A 12,094-nucleotide genomic window follows, 5' to 3' on the forward strand; every position below is an offset into this window, starting at 1 on the left:
AGGCGAAGCACGGCGACGTGTGCTTTCCAGTGTTGCCGTTCGCGAGGAGTTCGTCCAGAGACTAACCGCCTACCAGTCCGGTCATCACCGAGCCAGCCGCGACAACTGCCGCGAGCAGAACGGCAGCGGCTCCGAGCGCGGCGACCGCGGGCCACCGCCGCCGTGACCGACGGGGAGGGGACGGCTCTGGGATGTGGGCCGGGTTCACCATGGCGTGGTAGCGCAGCGGATTGAGCGGCGGCTCCGGCGTCTGCCGGGGAAGGCGAGGGGTGGATGAGGGCGTAGCGGGAAGAGTCATATCCGGTCCTGTCGGGTAACGCACCGAGTGAGACCTGCAGCTTATAACTGAGGAACACTCAGTTTGTGGCCGGATACACAAATCACCCCTGAAGATGTGTCAGACATCGTCAGGGGTGATCTGGGGGCACGCGGCGAATTAGCTCTTGAGAGCCTCGCCCCACTTCACTCGAGCACCCATCTTGAGGAGCGAGTTCTGGTAGATCCGGGATCCGAGCGCGATGACCGCGATCGTTGAGACGACGAGGATCGCGAGCGACAGCAGCGGCTCCCACCACTCGGCCGAGCCGAGGAACAGGCGCACGGGCATTCCCACCGGAGCGGAGAACGGCACGTACGACATGATCGCCAGCACCGTGGGGTTGTCGTTGAAAAAGATGACCAGGAAGTAGGGAATCATCACGAGCATGGTGACCGGGGTTGTGGTCGAGCCGATGTCCTCCTGGCGGGAAACCATGGACGCGGTCGCTGCGAAAAGTGCGGCGAGGAGCACGAAGCCAATCGCGAAGAAGACGACGAACCAGACGATCGGGGCGCCGAGCCCGGTGAGCAGGTCGGTTTGCCCGGTGATGGTCAGGCCGATGATCGACAACGCCGCAATCACGGCGATCTGACCGAAGGCGAGGATCGAGTTGCCGAGTACCTTGCCTGCCATGAGCGCCTGGACCGGAACGGCCGACATCAGGATCTCGACGACACGCGTCTGCTTCTCCTCAACGACATTCTGCGCAATCGTCGAGCCGAATGTCATCGCCGACATGAAGAACACGAGCCCGAAGCCCAGGGCGACGAAGTAAACGATGAGCGGGTTTGCCGCAGTGTCATCGAGCAGGTGCACGGGCGGAGACATGCTCAACTGGCCGAGCAGCCCGCTGGGCACCTCGGTGTCGCCGATGACGGCAATCCCGAGCGGGGTGGTGGAGTCGGGCACGATGGCCGCTTCGACGGTTCCGTCCTTCACGAGCGCTTCGGCCTTCTCGACGCTGGAGGCCTCGGTCACGTCGAGACCTTCTGCCCCAGAGACCGCCTGCGACGCGGTTCCGACGACCGCGACCTTCGTGTCGCTTACGTTTTGGGCCGAGAACCCACCGATCACGATGGAGGCGAGAACGAGCAGTAGGAGAATTCCGGTGGAGATGAGAAACGCTTTGCTGCGCAGGCGCATCGTGATCTCACGCTCGGCGACAAGCCAGGTCGCCTGAACGGTGCTGGGTGCTGACGGCCGGGTGCGCGAGACACTGTCCGGGGTTGTGGTCGTCATTTGATGACCTCCTTGAAGATTTCGGCGAGGGACGGATGCTGCGGAGCGAACGTTGCCACGTCGCCCCGGCTCAGTGCGGAGCGGAGGACGTGTTGGGCGGTCGCTTCGGTGTCGGCGTCGAACAACGCATACCCACCGTCGAAGTCGACCACCGTTACACCGTCCTCAGCGCGCAGCCAGCCGGCGTCGCCGCTCGACACGAGCTCGTAGCGGAGCCGCGAGTGCTGGGCGCGGAGCCCCTCGCGTGAACCGGAAGCCCGGATACGGCCGTCGGCAATGATGACGAGGTCGTCGCAGAGTCGTTCGACGATGTCGAGCTGGTGCGACGAGAACAGTACGGGTGCTCCGGCCGTGGCGCGGTCCTTGAGCACACCGACGACAACGTCGACGGCGAGCGGGTCGAGTCCGGAGAACGGCTCGTCGAGTATGAGGACCTCGGGATCGTGCACCAGCGCTGCGGCGATCTGGGCGCGCTGCTGGTTCCCAAGCGAGAGGCTCTCAACGGCGTCGTTACTGCGCTCGCCGAGGCCTAGTCGTTCGAGCAGTTCGCGGGCGTTGCGGCGGGCGGCCTCGGTGGTGAAGCCGTGCAGCCGAGCCAGATAGACGAGCTGCTCCTCGACCTTCATCTTCGGGTAGAGCCCACGCTCTTCCGGCATGTAGCCGAACCGTCGACGATCGTCTGGAGTGAGCCGGCTGCCGCCGAGGCTGACCGTGCCGGCGTTGGTGCTCAGCACACCGAGGATGATGCGCATGGTGGTGGTCTTGCCGGCGCCGTTGCCGCCGACAAATCCGGTCATGCGGCCGGGTGCGACGTCAAAGCTGACGTCGGTGAGCACCTGCCGCGTGCCATATGTCTTGGTGACATTTCGAATCTCGAGCATGTGAAGCCCTTTCGGTGAACGTAAGCCAACGGTACGGCGGGCGAGCAGCGCGGAGCATCCGTCTGGGGAAGGGTCTTTCGTCTCCGCCGTGCGGGGGAGACGGCGCTATCCTTCGAGAGGATCACGTGCTTTGCTGGCTGCATGGCAACCGAGTGGACCCTGACCGTCGACTGCGCAGACCCGATGCGGCTAGCCGCCTTTTGGAAGCGAGCCCTCGGGTATCGGGATCGGCCAGCACCCGGTGGATTTCGTTCGTGGCATGACTGGTTCTCGAGCATCGGCGTTCCCGAGGCGGAATGGAACGACGGTGCCTACATCGACGATCCAAGCGGGACGCTGCCGCGCATTTCGTTCCTCCGCGTCCCTGAAAGCAAGATCGTGAAGAACCGAATGCACATAGACGTGCAAGCGGGTGGAGGGAGGGCCGAACCTCTCGCCGTTCGATGGCCGCGCGTGCGTGCTGCGGTCGCCGAGCTTGTCGACGCCGGTGCCGTGCTGGTTCGCCAGTATGACGACCCCGAGGGGCGACCGGATCACGTCGTGATGACCGACCCGGAGGGCAACGAGTTCTGCGTGGTCTGAACGGTGCTCATCGGGTCCTCCGGTGGCGCCCTGTTGTTCCCGCCAGGCCTACGCTGGGTGAGTGATTCGAGTGTCTCTGACCCGCCGCGCTACGGACTGCCCGCGGTTGCCGCGAGATGTGTTGGTGCTCGGTGTCGTGGCCTTCTTCGTGATGGTCGGGTTCGGTGTTGTTGTTCCGGTTCTCCCGGTCTATGTGGCCACCTTCGGCGTCGGGTATGTCGAGGTCGGCGCCGTCGTTTCGGCGTTCGCGCTTCTGCGGTTTGTCACCAGTCCGTTTTGTGGTCGGCTCATCGACCTCGTCGGCGAGCGGGTGCTTCTTGCGGTTGGCATCGGAATCGTCGCCCTGTCGAGCGGGCTCGTCGGGATCGCGCACAGCTACGTCGATGTGTTGTTGCTGCGGGGAGCCGGCGGCATCGGCTCGGCCATGTTCACGGTGTCGGCCATGACGCTCCTCCTCGGCTCGACAGTGCCGACGCAACGCGGCCGAGCGGTTGGCTTCTATCAGGGCGGCTTCCTCATTGGCGGCATGGCTGGACCGGCGATCGGCGGGGTGTTGGCCGCGATCTCGCTCACGGCCCCGTTCTTCTTCTATGCCGGGACGCTCGCGATTGCCGGACTCGTCGGCATTGTTTTGCTGCGTCCACGGTCGCGGGAAGTTGGGGGCCCGGCGCGGGTCGACGCTGTACCTTTCCGGGCCGTCCTCAGAGACACCCGATTCCGAGTGGCAGTGCTGGCGAACTTCGCCAACGGCTGGACCTCACTCGGCGTGAGGAGTGCGCTTATTCCGGTGCTCGTCGTGGACGTCCTGCGTGGTGAACCGGCGTGGACCGGCATCGCCTTCGCGATAGCGGCGGTGGCTCAGACCCTCGCACTGGGACCCGCGGGCAAGTTCGTGGATACCGTCGGGCGAAGACCTGCCATCCTCGGGGCCTATGCCGTCGCGGCACTCACCATTCTCGGTATTTCGTTCTCGCCGAATATGGTCGTCCTCACCGTGCTGCTCGCCGTCTACGGGGTGGCTGCCGCGTTCATGGGAACCGCACCAGCGGCCGCGGTTGGTGACGCGACGGCCGGAGCGAAGGGCGGTCGTCCGGTCGCGGTGTTCTCGATGGCCAGCGATCTGGGGGCCATTGTCGGCCCCCTGGTTGCCGGGTGGCTGGTGGACACCGCCTCGTTCCCGCTGGCGTTTGGTCTGGCCGCGCTATTCCTCGCCGCCGCGTCGCTTTTCGCCATCCGAATGCCACGCGAGAGCATCGTTTCATCCCCGTGACCGTGCTTCGGGCGGGAAATCGAGGGGTCCGTCGCGGATAGCGGGTCGGACACTCCACCTGACCTCCCGAAACTTCGGGTCAGGTGCCAGGGACCGCGACGCCGTGCTCGTAGGCGTAGACCACGGCCTGGATCCGGTCCCGCAGACCGAGCTTCTGCAACACCTTGGACACGTGCGACTTCACGGTGGCCTCACCCACGAACAGTTGCTGGGCGATTTCGGCGTTGGACAAGCCCTGCGCCACAAGTGAGAGCACTTCACCCTCACGATCGGTAAGGGTGTCGAGCGCGTCCGGCCGCACACGAGTCGCCACCCCAGAGACTCGAGCTGCAGCATCCGCGTGGCCGCCGAACCGCTCGATCACGCGACGGGTGACCGCTGGAGCAAGCAGAGCGTCGCCGGAGGCCACGACCCGAACGGCATCGATGAGTTGCTCTGGAGTCGAGTTCTTGAGCAGGAACCCGCTTGCTCCCGCGGACAGTGCCTCAAAGAGATAGTCGTCGCGGTCGAAGGTGGTGAGGATGAGAACGGCGGATGTTCCCTCGTCGTCCGCGATGATGCGTCGCGTGGCTTCCAACCCGTCCATGTCGGGCATCTGCACGTCCATGCAGATCACGTCGGGGTGGAGCTCGACGGCTCGGGCAAGCGCCTCGGTGCCGGTAGCCGCTTCTCCCACTACCTCGATGTCGGGTTGCGAGCCGAGGATGATGCGAAAGCCCGCCCGAACCATCTCGTGGTCGTCAGCGAGGAGCACTCGAGTAGTGGTCATCGTGCGGTCTCCTGTGGGGCTGGTGTCGATGCATCGTCGGGCGTGATGGGCGGCGCTTCGGTATCGGGAATGCGGGCGCGCACGAGGTACCCACCCCGGGCCCGCGGCCCGAGTTCAAGCGTTCCGCCCAGCGCATCGACACGCTCGCGCATTCCGATGTGGCCCAGACCGCCCGCCCGGGGTTGCGAGGGCACCGACCCGGTGTTCGCGACCTCCAGCTCCACAGCCCCGGGCAAGTAGCGCACGCGCACATCTGCTGTCGCGGCGGTTCCCGCGTACTTGCGGGCGTTGGTGAGCGCCTCCTGCGCGATGCGATAGAGGCTCAGGCGCACCAACCCCGGCACCTCACGTGGCTCGCCGATCATCTCAAGCGTGGTGGGCAGCCCGGACGCTGTCGAGTCGGCGGCGAGGGCATCCAGCGAATTGAGGCCGAGAGTCGACGCGCTCGTCGATGCGGAGTCGTCGACCGGTTCGGACTCGCGAAGCGTGTGCAGGAGCTTCTGCAGCTCGTCGATTGCCGTGCGGGCGCCGAGCTCAACATTCGACAGCGCATCGCGCGCCATGGCCGGATTCGAGTCGAGCACCGTTCGAGCAGCCCCAGCCTGCACCCCCATGACTGACACATGGTGGGCAACAACGTCGTGCAGCTCCCGGGCGATCCGCACTCGCTCAAGCGCGACCGCTTGCTGCTCGGTGCGCTCCCGCTCCCGCTCCAGCTCCGCGGTGCGAAATTCCAACAAAGCTTTCTGACGTGCCGACGCGTACGAACGGTCACCGAAGTAATAGGCACCGCCGAAGTAGAGCAGATTGGTGAGGATCTGGATCATCAGGTAAGCCACGAGCGGCGAGAACGCGCCCACCCGTGAGAACCCCTCGAGCGCGTCCGGGTCGGTGGTCTGCCGGAACATCGCGATAACCAACCAGCCGAGCATCGCCGCGATGATGACCGCGCGCACGACGAGTGCGGTGCGCCGGTTATCGACCCACGCACCCACCGCGTAGAGCGCCATGAACAGGGTGATGTTGCAGATCAGCAGTTCGGGCACATGCAGTTCGCCGCCGACGATGAATGCGACAGATACGACGACCGCCACGGTGTTCGGAAACCGGCGTCGAAGTGCGAGCGGCAGGGTGATGAGCACCGCCCACATGAGGCTCAGCCACATTGGTGCCGGATCCTCGTAGAGGCCAGCCACCTGGTAGAGCATGAGGCTGAATAGCGTCCCGACGAAGAGCACGGCGGCGAGGATCGCGTCGGCGCGCAACTGCGTGGGCGTCACGGCCGGGCGGCGCCAGGTCGCATCGTTCGGGTCGAGCGCGGGCACAGGAATCGACATCACAGCTCAACGCTAGCGAGGCCGCGTGCGTGAAGCATCCGCCGCTCGGCGGAGTTTGCGATCAGCTCCCCTCAGGAGCAGTGAGGATCGAACGCATAAAGAAAGCGGATGCCGCATCGGCCTCCCACAGGCGCGTCACTTCGGTCGCCAGTTGGGTTTCGAGACCGGCCAGGGCTCGCACCGCGAAGACGGTGACGCTCGCCGACGCCGCCGACTTCTCGAATCCGTTCGCGATTGCGCGCGCCCAGGTTTCGGCGGCCGCCTTCGCGGCAGCGTAGTTTGCTCCGCCGGGCATCGGCCGGTCGAGGGTCGTCGTCGAGACGAGAGCGAGCCGCCCGGCATCGGAGGCTTGCAGGTCGTCGACGAACACGCGGGTGGTGTTACGCAGGGTGGTGACGATGCGGGAGTGCAGAAAGTCCCAGTCCTCGTCGCTCTGGCCAGCCAGTCCGCCGCCGCCGCGCCAACCGCCGACGAGGTGAATGAGGCCGTCGATTCGGCCGTGATCCTCGTGGACACGATCGCCCAAACGGGCCACCTCATCGAGGTGGGCGAGATTGCAGATCATGCCCGTGGCATCCGGAACCGTCTCGACCAAATCGCGCATGCGCTCGTCGTGAGAACCGACAGCGATCACCCGCGCTCCCGCCGAGGCCAACTCGCGACAGACGGCGATGCCTGCGGCGCTCGTGGCGCCGGCGACGAGGACGAGTTTTCCGGAGATGTCGGTCATGTATTCATTCTGGCCGCGAGCTGGGGTTTCGTGCCAAGATCAACCATGGAGTCGCGGAAACGTGAACCAGAGAATCAGTCCGGCGCCTCGCGTCGCGACTTCTTCCGCGCATCCGGGATCGCGGTGTCAGGGCTCGCCGTCGGCGGTCTCACCGGAGCGGCGGTCGCGGCGGCCGCCGATGCCGATCCCGGGTACTCTCCCGTTGCGCCACGTTCGGAGCCCGGGTTCGATCACCTCGTTGTGCTCATGTTCGAGAACCGCTCGTTCGACAACCTGCTGGGTCGGCTGTATGAGAACACAACTCCGCCGAACGGCCAATCGTTTCGCGGTATCGCGGAGGGCCATCACAGCAACACGGCTCCCGACGGAACGGTCGTTCCTTCCCATGTCTTCGACGGACCGACCGACACGGTGATGTCGCAACCCGCTCCCGACCCGGGCGAGACCTATCCGCACGTGAACACCCAGCTGTTCGGCATCGTCGACCCACCTGACAATTCCCACCTCACCGAGCGCGGCGCCGCGAAACCGTTCAACGCCCCGCCGGACGGCGCGACGCCCACCATGTCGGGCTTCGTGACCGACTACATCATCAACTATCGGCACGAGCAGGGTGGGAAAGAGCCGTCCGTCGAGGAGTACGGCGTCGCCATGGGCGGCTTCTCGCCCGACATGTTGCCGGTGATGAGCACGCTAGCCCGCAACTTCGCGGTGTACGACGCCTGGCACTGTGCGGTGCCGTCGCAGACGTTCTGTAATCGCTCGTTCTTCCACGCGGGTACCTCGCACGGCTTCGTCACCAACGTCGAGAACGGCGGCATCGGCAAGTGGCTCGACCCCGCGTTCACCACGACGCTGTTTACCCAGCTTGAGGAGGCCGGGATCTCGTGGCGGGTGTACTACGACGATGACCAGCTCATCTCGCTTACCGGCCTCATCCACGCCGCGGCGACCGAACGGTACTGGAAGTCAAACTTTCGCGGCATGAAACAGTTTCACGACGATGTAGCACGCGGCACCCTGCCGACCTACGCGTTCATCGAGCCGCGAATGATCTTCAACCACAACGACATGCACCCGCCGGTCGGGCGGCTCCGTGAGAGCACGGTCGATGGCAAGCCTGTGACCGACAGCGCACTGTCGGATGTGCGTGCAGGCGAGGTGCTGCTCTCATCGGTGTACACGGCAATCAAGGAGTCGGCGTCGACGACGGGCTCGAACGCGCTCAACACGACCCTTGTCATCACCTTCGATGAGCACGGCGGGACGTACGACCACGTACCGCCGCCCGCCGCCACTCCACCCGACGAGGAGCCGAAGCCCGGCGAAATGGGCTTCACCTTCGACCGACTCGGCGTGAGGGTACCCGCGATTGTCGTGTCTGCATACACGCCCGTCGGTGCGATCCTCTCCGATGAGATGCACCACGGTGCCATCGCCGCGACGCTGGGTGAGCTATTCACACTCACGCCCCTCTCACGGCGCAACGAGGGCGCGCGAACAATCCGCAATGCGCTCACGCTGACGAAACCCCGGCAGCCCGCGCTCTGGCCAGACACACATCCCGCCTACGTGCCGCCGAACTCTGAGGCTCAGGGCGCCGTGCACGAAAGTGACGCACACCACCCGCTGACCTCGCCGGCCAAGGGCGTGCTCGGACTGCTGCTGGCCAAGTATGAGCCGAGCCGCCCGGTCCCTGAGACCTACGCCGATGCCTACGAGGTTCTCGTGAAGCATGGCACAGGTCTCTTCGGCGTCACCGAGTGAGCCCGACCCGGGGGAACCCCCCTGTTACTCGGCGGTTCGACCGGTGATGCCCGCCGTGGATTCGATCACGTCGCGCATCTTCTTGGAGAGCGCCTCGTAGAACATGCTGAGTGGGAACTCGTCATCCATCACGAGGTCGGTGTACCCCTTGGGTGCTCCGGTGAGTACGTCGTCGGGGAGACCCCGGGCCCACGCTGAGGCCGGGTGCGGCTCGACCGTGCTTGAGACGAGCTCGTACGCGGCGAGCCAGTGCGCGACCTTCGGCCGGTCGATCGAGCGCCAGTAGAGCTCGTCGATGGCGTTGCCGAGCGAGACTACGACGTCGGGCACCTCGGCCCAGTCGATGGTGAGCGCGGTGTCTGTCCAGTGCAGCACGTGGTGCTGGTGCAGCCACGCGAAGAGCAGCTGCCCACCGAGCCCGTCGTAGTTGCGCACCCGGTTGCCGGTGAGAGCGAACCTAAAGATCCGGTCGAAGATCACCGCGTACTGCACGAGCTTCGCGTGGGTGAGGATTTCGGTCTCCGCGTCGGTCAACTCGGCCGGGCTCTGCGCGCTCAGCGCGCGTTCGAGTTTCACCGACTCGCGGAACGCCGTGAGGTCACAGCGCAGTTCCTCGAGGGAGTACAGGAAGAACGGCATCCGCTGTTTGATCATGAACGGGTCAAATGGCAGGTCCCCGCGCATGTGCGTGCGGTCGTGGATGAGGTCCCACATCACGAACGTTTCCTCGGTGAGCTCCTGGCTCTCGAGCAGCGCCTGTGCGTCTGCGGGAAGTTCGAGTTTGGTGATTTCGGCGGCAGCCTTCACAACCCGGCGGAACCGAGCGGCCTCACGGTCGGCGAAGATCGCGCCCCAGGTGAACGTCGGGATCGCCCGCATCGCCACGGTCTCGGGAAAGAGCACGGCCGAGTTGGTGTCGTAGCCGGGGGTGAAGTCGAGGAACCGAATTGGCACGAACAGTTTGTTCGAGTACTCACCAGCCTCAAGCTCAGCCACGAAGTCGGGCCAAACGACCTCGACCAGCACAGCCTCAACGAGCCGGTCGGTCGACCCGTTCTGTGTGTACATCGGGAACAGCACGAGGTGCGAGCGCCCGTCGACGCGGTGCTGCTGCGGCTGGAACGCCATCAGCGAGTCATAGAAGTCGGGCACTCCAAAGTTCTCGGCCGCCCAACGCTCACAGTCCACCACGACGGCGTCGAGATACTCGGCATCCCACGGAAACAGCGCTGCCAGCTCACGAACTGCACTGACAATCGTTGCAAGGTGCTCGCGTGCCTCGCCATGGGCATCCGATTCAGGAATGGATCCGTCCTTGATTTGCAGCGGGCGGATGCTGACGGCCGCGTTCTTGAGACGAAGCCACGCGGGGTGGCTGGCCAGGTCGCTGCCGGTAGCCGGGCGGTCTTCGACGACCTCGGGCTCGCCAACGATCACGTGTGCGTGAAATTCAGACATAACAACCCTCCCGGCGTCGATGCAAACAGTGTGCATCGAGCGTATCCGGGGGAGTGCAAGCGTTTCTTTGACTCTCACGAGCGTTGGCTGCGCAGAACCCCGGGGAAGCGCAGGTAAATTGCGCCGAGCCTCCCGGCAGAACACTCAACCCACGTGGGCTGGGGGCGGTTGGCGCTCGCGGCAACTCGCCCCGACGTCAGTGGAGGAGGTGACTGATAAACAAGCCCAGCGAGAACACAACCGACACAGCTGACAGCCACAGGGCCACCTTCTGGAGCGCCCGGTCCCCGGTGTTCTGGCTCACCCGCACGATCGCCCAGACGAGAACCGCGATGGCGACGAGGGGGAGCACAAAGAAAACAAAGCTCGCGACTGAGCCGACGAGCAGCCAGATATCGGCCCACGGACGGGCCGCGGGTGCGGGAGCGACCGAATCAGAAGAAGGTTCCATGCATTGCACGCTACCGGTATCGTGCAATGCATGCGAGCTCGCTAGCGGGTCGGTCCCGACCCCACCGCAGACTATGCCGACTGCAGGAGCTGCCCGTCCGTCGGCCACGGCACTGCGGCTTCGAGCCGGTCTGCCGCAAGCTTCTCGGCCGCAGCCAACGTCGTCACCGAGCGCGTCGCCGCATCGCGGAACACTGCCTTGAGAGTGCGCCCGATGTCGTCGACTCGAGCGTGGATGGCCTCGCGGTCAGCGCCGGCCTGTGACGCCATGTCGAGATAGATCACCCCGCCCGCGTTGACGATGAAGTCGGGTGCCCAGAGGATCCCGCGCTCGGCGAGTCGTTCAGCGCCGTCTGTATCGGCCAATTGGTTGTTCGCGGCACCAACGACGGCGGCGCAACGAAGTTGTGCGATCACCTCGCGCGTGAGTGCCCCGCCGACCCCGCACGGCACGAACACATCGGTCTCGAAGAGATGCTCGTCGCCTGGTTCGATCCAGCTCGCGTGAATCTCTTCGGCGAATGCACGGCGAGCAGGATTCACGTCGGTGACGATCAGGGTCACCCCTTCCGCGGAGAGCCGTCGAGCGAGTCGCGATCCGACCTGACCGAGTCCGGAAATGGTGGCCCGTCGACCGGACAAGATCGGGCTGCCTGTCACCGTCTCCAGGGTGGCCACGATGCTCGAGTACACGCCCTGCGCCGTGGCGTCGCTCGGTTCACCGACTCCACCACGATCGGCTGGCAGGCCCGAGACGTGTGCGGTGCGCTCGCCGACAACGGCCATGTCGGACGCGGTTGTGCCGACGTCCTCCGCGGTTTGGTACGAACCGCCGAGGCTGTCCACCGCGTCACCGAGGTCGAGCATGGCGAGGCGTTTGCGCTCGGCGTCGAGCGCCTCGCCGCGTGGGACGAAGATCACTGACTTGCCGCCGCCCCGGGACAACCCGGCGGCCGCGTTCTTCAGGGTCATACCGGCCGACAACCGAAGAGAATCCTCCACCGCCTCAAGCCAGGAGTCGTATTGCCAGACCCGGGCGCCACCGAGGGCGGGACCCAGCTGGGTGGAGTGGACCGCGACGCTGATCGTCAGCCCCGACCGGGTGCCGCGGGTGATCAGGAGCGTTTCGTGGTCGAGAGTGCTCGAGTGCAGGGCGTCCAGGGACGCACCGGGTGAAAAAGACGACATTGTCAGATCTCCTTGTGGGTGATGTGGGAGCCCCGAGTCGGGGCGGCAACGCGATGCGCGGGTAGCGCAGCGAATCACCTGAGTTCCATCACACCAGCCCACTG

The 12,094-nt window shown here is 65.3% G+C and carries 12 protein-coding genes; 3 read left to right on the forward strand and 9 right to left on the reverse strand.

Annotated elements, in window-relative coordinates:
* Nucleotides 1-61 precede the first annotated feature (61 nt).
* From L1277_RS07275 to L1277_RS07285, 3 genes are all read right to left on the reverse strand, one after another.
* Complete coding sequence (locus tag L1277_RS07275; RefSeq protein WP_253375688.1) at nucleotides 62-298, reverse strand: hypothetical protein; 237 nt, start codon at nucleotides 296-298, stop codon at nucleotides 62-64.
* A 138-nt stretch (nucleotides 299-436) separates the two neighbouring features.
* Nucleotides 437-1,558, reverse strand: a complete 1,122-nt coding sequence (locus L1277_RS07280) for an ABC transporter permease (RefSeq protein ID WP_253375689.1) — start codon at nucleotides 1,556-1,558, stop codon at nucleotides 437-439.
* Nucleotides 1,555-2,439: an ABC transporter ATP-binding protein gene (locus L1277_RS07285; protein WP_253375690.1), complete on the reverse strand. Its 885-nt coding sequence runs from the start codon at nucleotides 2,437-2,439 to the stop codon at nucleotides 1,555-1,557. Before L1277_RS07285 ends, L1277_RS07280 begins: the two co-directional genes overlap by 4 nt.
* 141 nt (nucleotides 2,440-2,580) lie before the next feature.
* Between L1277_RS07285 and L1277_RS07290 the strand changes: the two genes are divergently transcribed.
* Nucleotides 2,581-3,021 (forward strand): VOC family protein, encoded by a 441-nt coding sequence (locus tag L1277_RS07290; protein WP_253375691.1) that lies wholly within the window; start codon nucleotides 2,581-2,583, stop codon nucleotides 3,019-3,021.
* Between the two features lie 61 nt (nucleotides 3,022-3,082).
* Entirely contained in the window at nucleotides 3,083-4,291 is a 1,209-nt protein-coding gene (locus L1277_RS07295) for an MFS transporter (protein ID WP_253375692.1), read from the forward strand.
* A 79-nt stretch (nucleotides 4,292-4,370) separates the two neighbouring features.
* Here L1277_RS07295 and L1277_RS07300 read toward each other — a convergent pair whose 3' ends face one another.
* The 3 genes from L1277_RS07300 to L1277_RS07310 form a co-directional block, all read right to left on the reverse strand.
* Entirely contained in the window at nucleotides 4,371-5,060 is a 690-nt protein-coding gene (locus L1277_RS07300; protein ID WP_253375693.1) for a response regulator transcription factor, read from the reverse strand.
* Nucleotides 5,057-6,397: a sensor histidine kinase gene (locus tag L1277_RS07305; protein WP_253375925.1), complete on the reverse strand. Its 1,341-nt coding sequence runs from the start codon at nucleotides 6,395-6,397 to the stop codon at nucleotides 5,057-5,059. Before L1277_RS07305 ends, L1277_RS07300 begins: the two co-directional genes overlap by 4 nt.
* A 61-nt stretch (nucleotides 6,398-6,458) precedes the next feature.
* The gene (locus L1277_RS07310) at nucleotides 6,459-7,127 is read right to left on the reverse strand and encodes an SDR family NAD(P)-dependent oxidoreductase (RefSeq protein WP_253375694.1); all 669 of its coding nucleotides are present in this window, start codon (nucleotides 7,125-7,127) and stop codon (nucleotides 6,459-6,461) included.
* Between the two features lie 45 nt (nucleotides 7,128-7,172).
* On the opposite strand from L1277_RS07310, the gene L1277_RS07315 reads away from it, so the two are divergent.
* Nucleotides 7,173-8,894, forward strand: a complete 1,722-nt coding sequence (locus L1277_RS07315) for an alkaline phosphatase family protein (RefSeq protein ID WP_253375695.1) — start codon at nucleotides 7,173-7,175, stop codon at nucleotides 8,892-8,894.
* A gap of 24 nt (nucleotides 8,895-8,918) precedes the next feature.
* Here L1277_RS07315 and L1277_RS07320 read toward each other — a convergent pair whose 3' ends face one another.
* From L1277_RS07320 to L1277_RS07330, 3 genes are all read right to left on the reverse strand, one after another.
* On the reverse strand, nucleotides 8,919-10,352 hold the full coding sequence (locus L1277_RS07320) for a DUF6421 family protein (RefSeq protein WP_253375696.1): 1,434 nt from the start codon (nucleotides 10,350-10,352) through the stop codon (nucleotides 8,919-8,921).
* Nucleotides 10,353-10,548: 196 nt separating this feature from the next.
* Nucleotides 10,549-10,803, reverse strand: coding sequence for a hypothetical protein (locus L1277_RS07325; protein ID WP_253375697.1), 255 nt, complete (start codon nucleotides 10,801-10,803; stop codon nucleotides 10,549-10,551).
* Between the two features lie 71 nt (nucleotides 10,804-10,874).
* On the reverse strand, nucleotides 10,875-11,990 hold the full coding sequence (locus L1277_RS07330) for a Glu/Leu/Phe/Val dehydrogenase dimerization domain-containing protein (RefSeq protein ID WP_253375698.1): 1,116 nt from the start codon (nucleotides 11,988-11,990) through the stop codon (nucleotides 10,875-10,877).
* Nucleotides 11,991-12,094 lie beyond the last annotated feature (104 nt).

The organism is Okibacterium sp. HSC-33S16 (assembly GCF_024171565.1).
In the GTDB taxonomy this organism is placed as follows: domain Bacteria; phylum Actinomycetota; class Actinomycetes; order Actinomycetales; family Microbacteriaceae; genus Mycetocola_A.

What these genes read in the sequence shown, in the direction of transcription:
- L1277_RS07275 (WP_253375688.1), bottom strand. Translation starts at nt 298, where the DNA reads ATGACTCTTCCCGCTACGCCCTCATCCACCCCTCGCCTTCCCCGGCAG.
- L1277_RS07280 (WP_253375689.1), bottom strand. Translation starts at nt 1,558, where the DNA reads ATGACGACCACAACCCCGGACAGTGTCTCGCGCACCCGGCCGTCAGCA.
- L1277_RS07285 (WP_253375690.1), bottom strand. Translation starts at nt 2,439, where the DNA reads ATGCTCGAGATTCGAAATGTCACCAAGACATATGGCACGCGGCAGGTG.
- L1277_RS07290 (WP_253375691.1), top strand. Translation starts at nt 2,581, where the DNA reads ATGGCAACCGAGTGGACCCTGACCGTCGACTGCGCAGACCCGATGCGG.
- L1277_RS07300 (WP_253375693.1), bottom strand. Translation starts at nt 5,060, where the DNA reads ATGACCACTACTCGAGTGCTCCTCGCTGACGACCACGAGATGGTTCGG.
- L1277_RS07305 (WP_253375925.1), bottom strand. Translation starts at nt 6,397, where the DNA reads ATGTCGATTCCTGTGCCCGCGCTCGACCCGAACGATGCGACCTGGCGC.
- L1277_RS07310 (WP_253375694.1), bottom strand. Translation starts at nt 7,127, where the DNA reads ATGACCGACATCTCCGGAAAACTCGTCCTCGTCGCCGGCGCCACGAGC.
- L1277_RS07315 (WP_253375695.1), top strand. Translation starts at nt 7,173, where the DNA reads ATGGAGTCGCGGAAACGTGAACCAGAGAATCAGTCCGGCGCCTCGCGT.
- L1277_RS07320 (WP_253375696.1), bottom strand. Translation starts at nt 10,352, where the DNA reads ATGTCTGAATTTCACGCACACGTGATCGTTGGCGAGCCCGAGGTCGTC.
- L1277_RS07325 (WP_253375697.1), bottom strand. Translation starts at nt 10,803, where the DNA reads ATGGAACCTTCTTCTGATTCGGTCGCTCCCGCACCCGCGGCCCGTCCG.
- L1277_RS07330 (WP_253375698.1), bottom strand. Translation starts at nt 11,990, where the DNA reads ATGTCGTCTTTTTCACCCGGTGCGTCCCTGGACGCCCTGCACTCGAGC.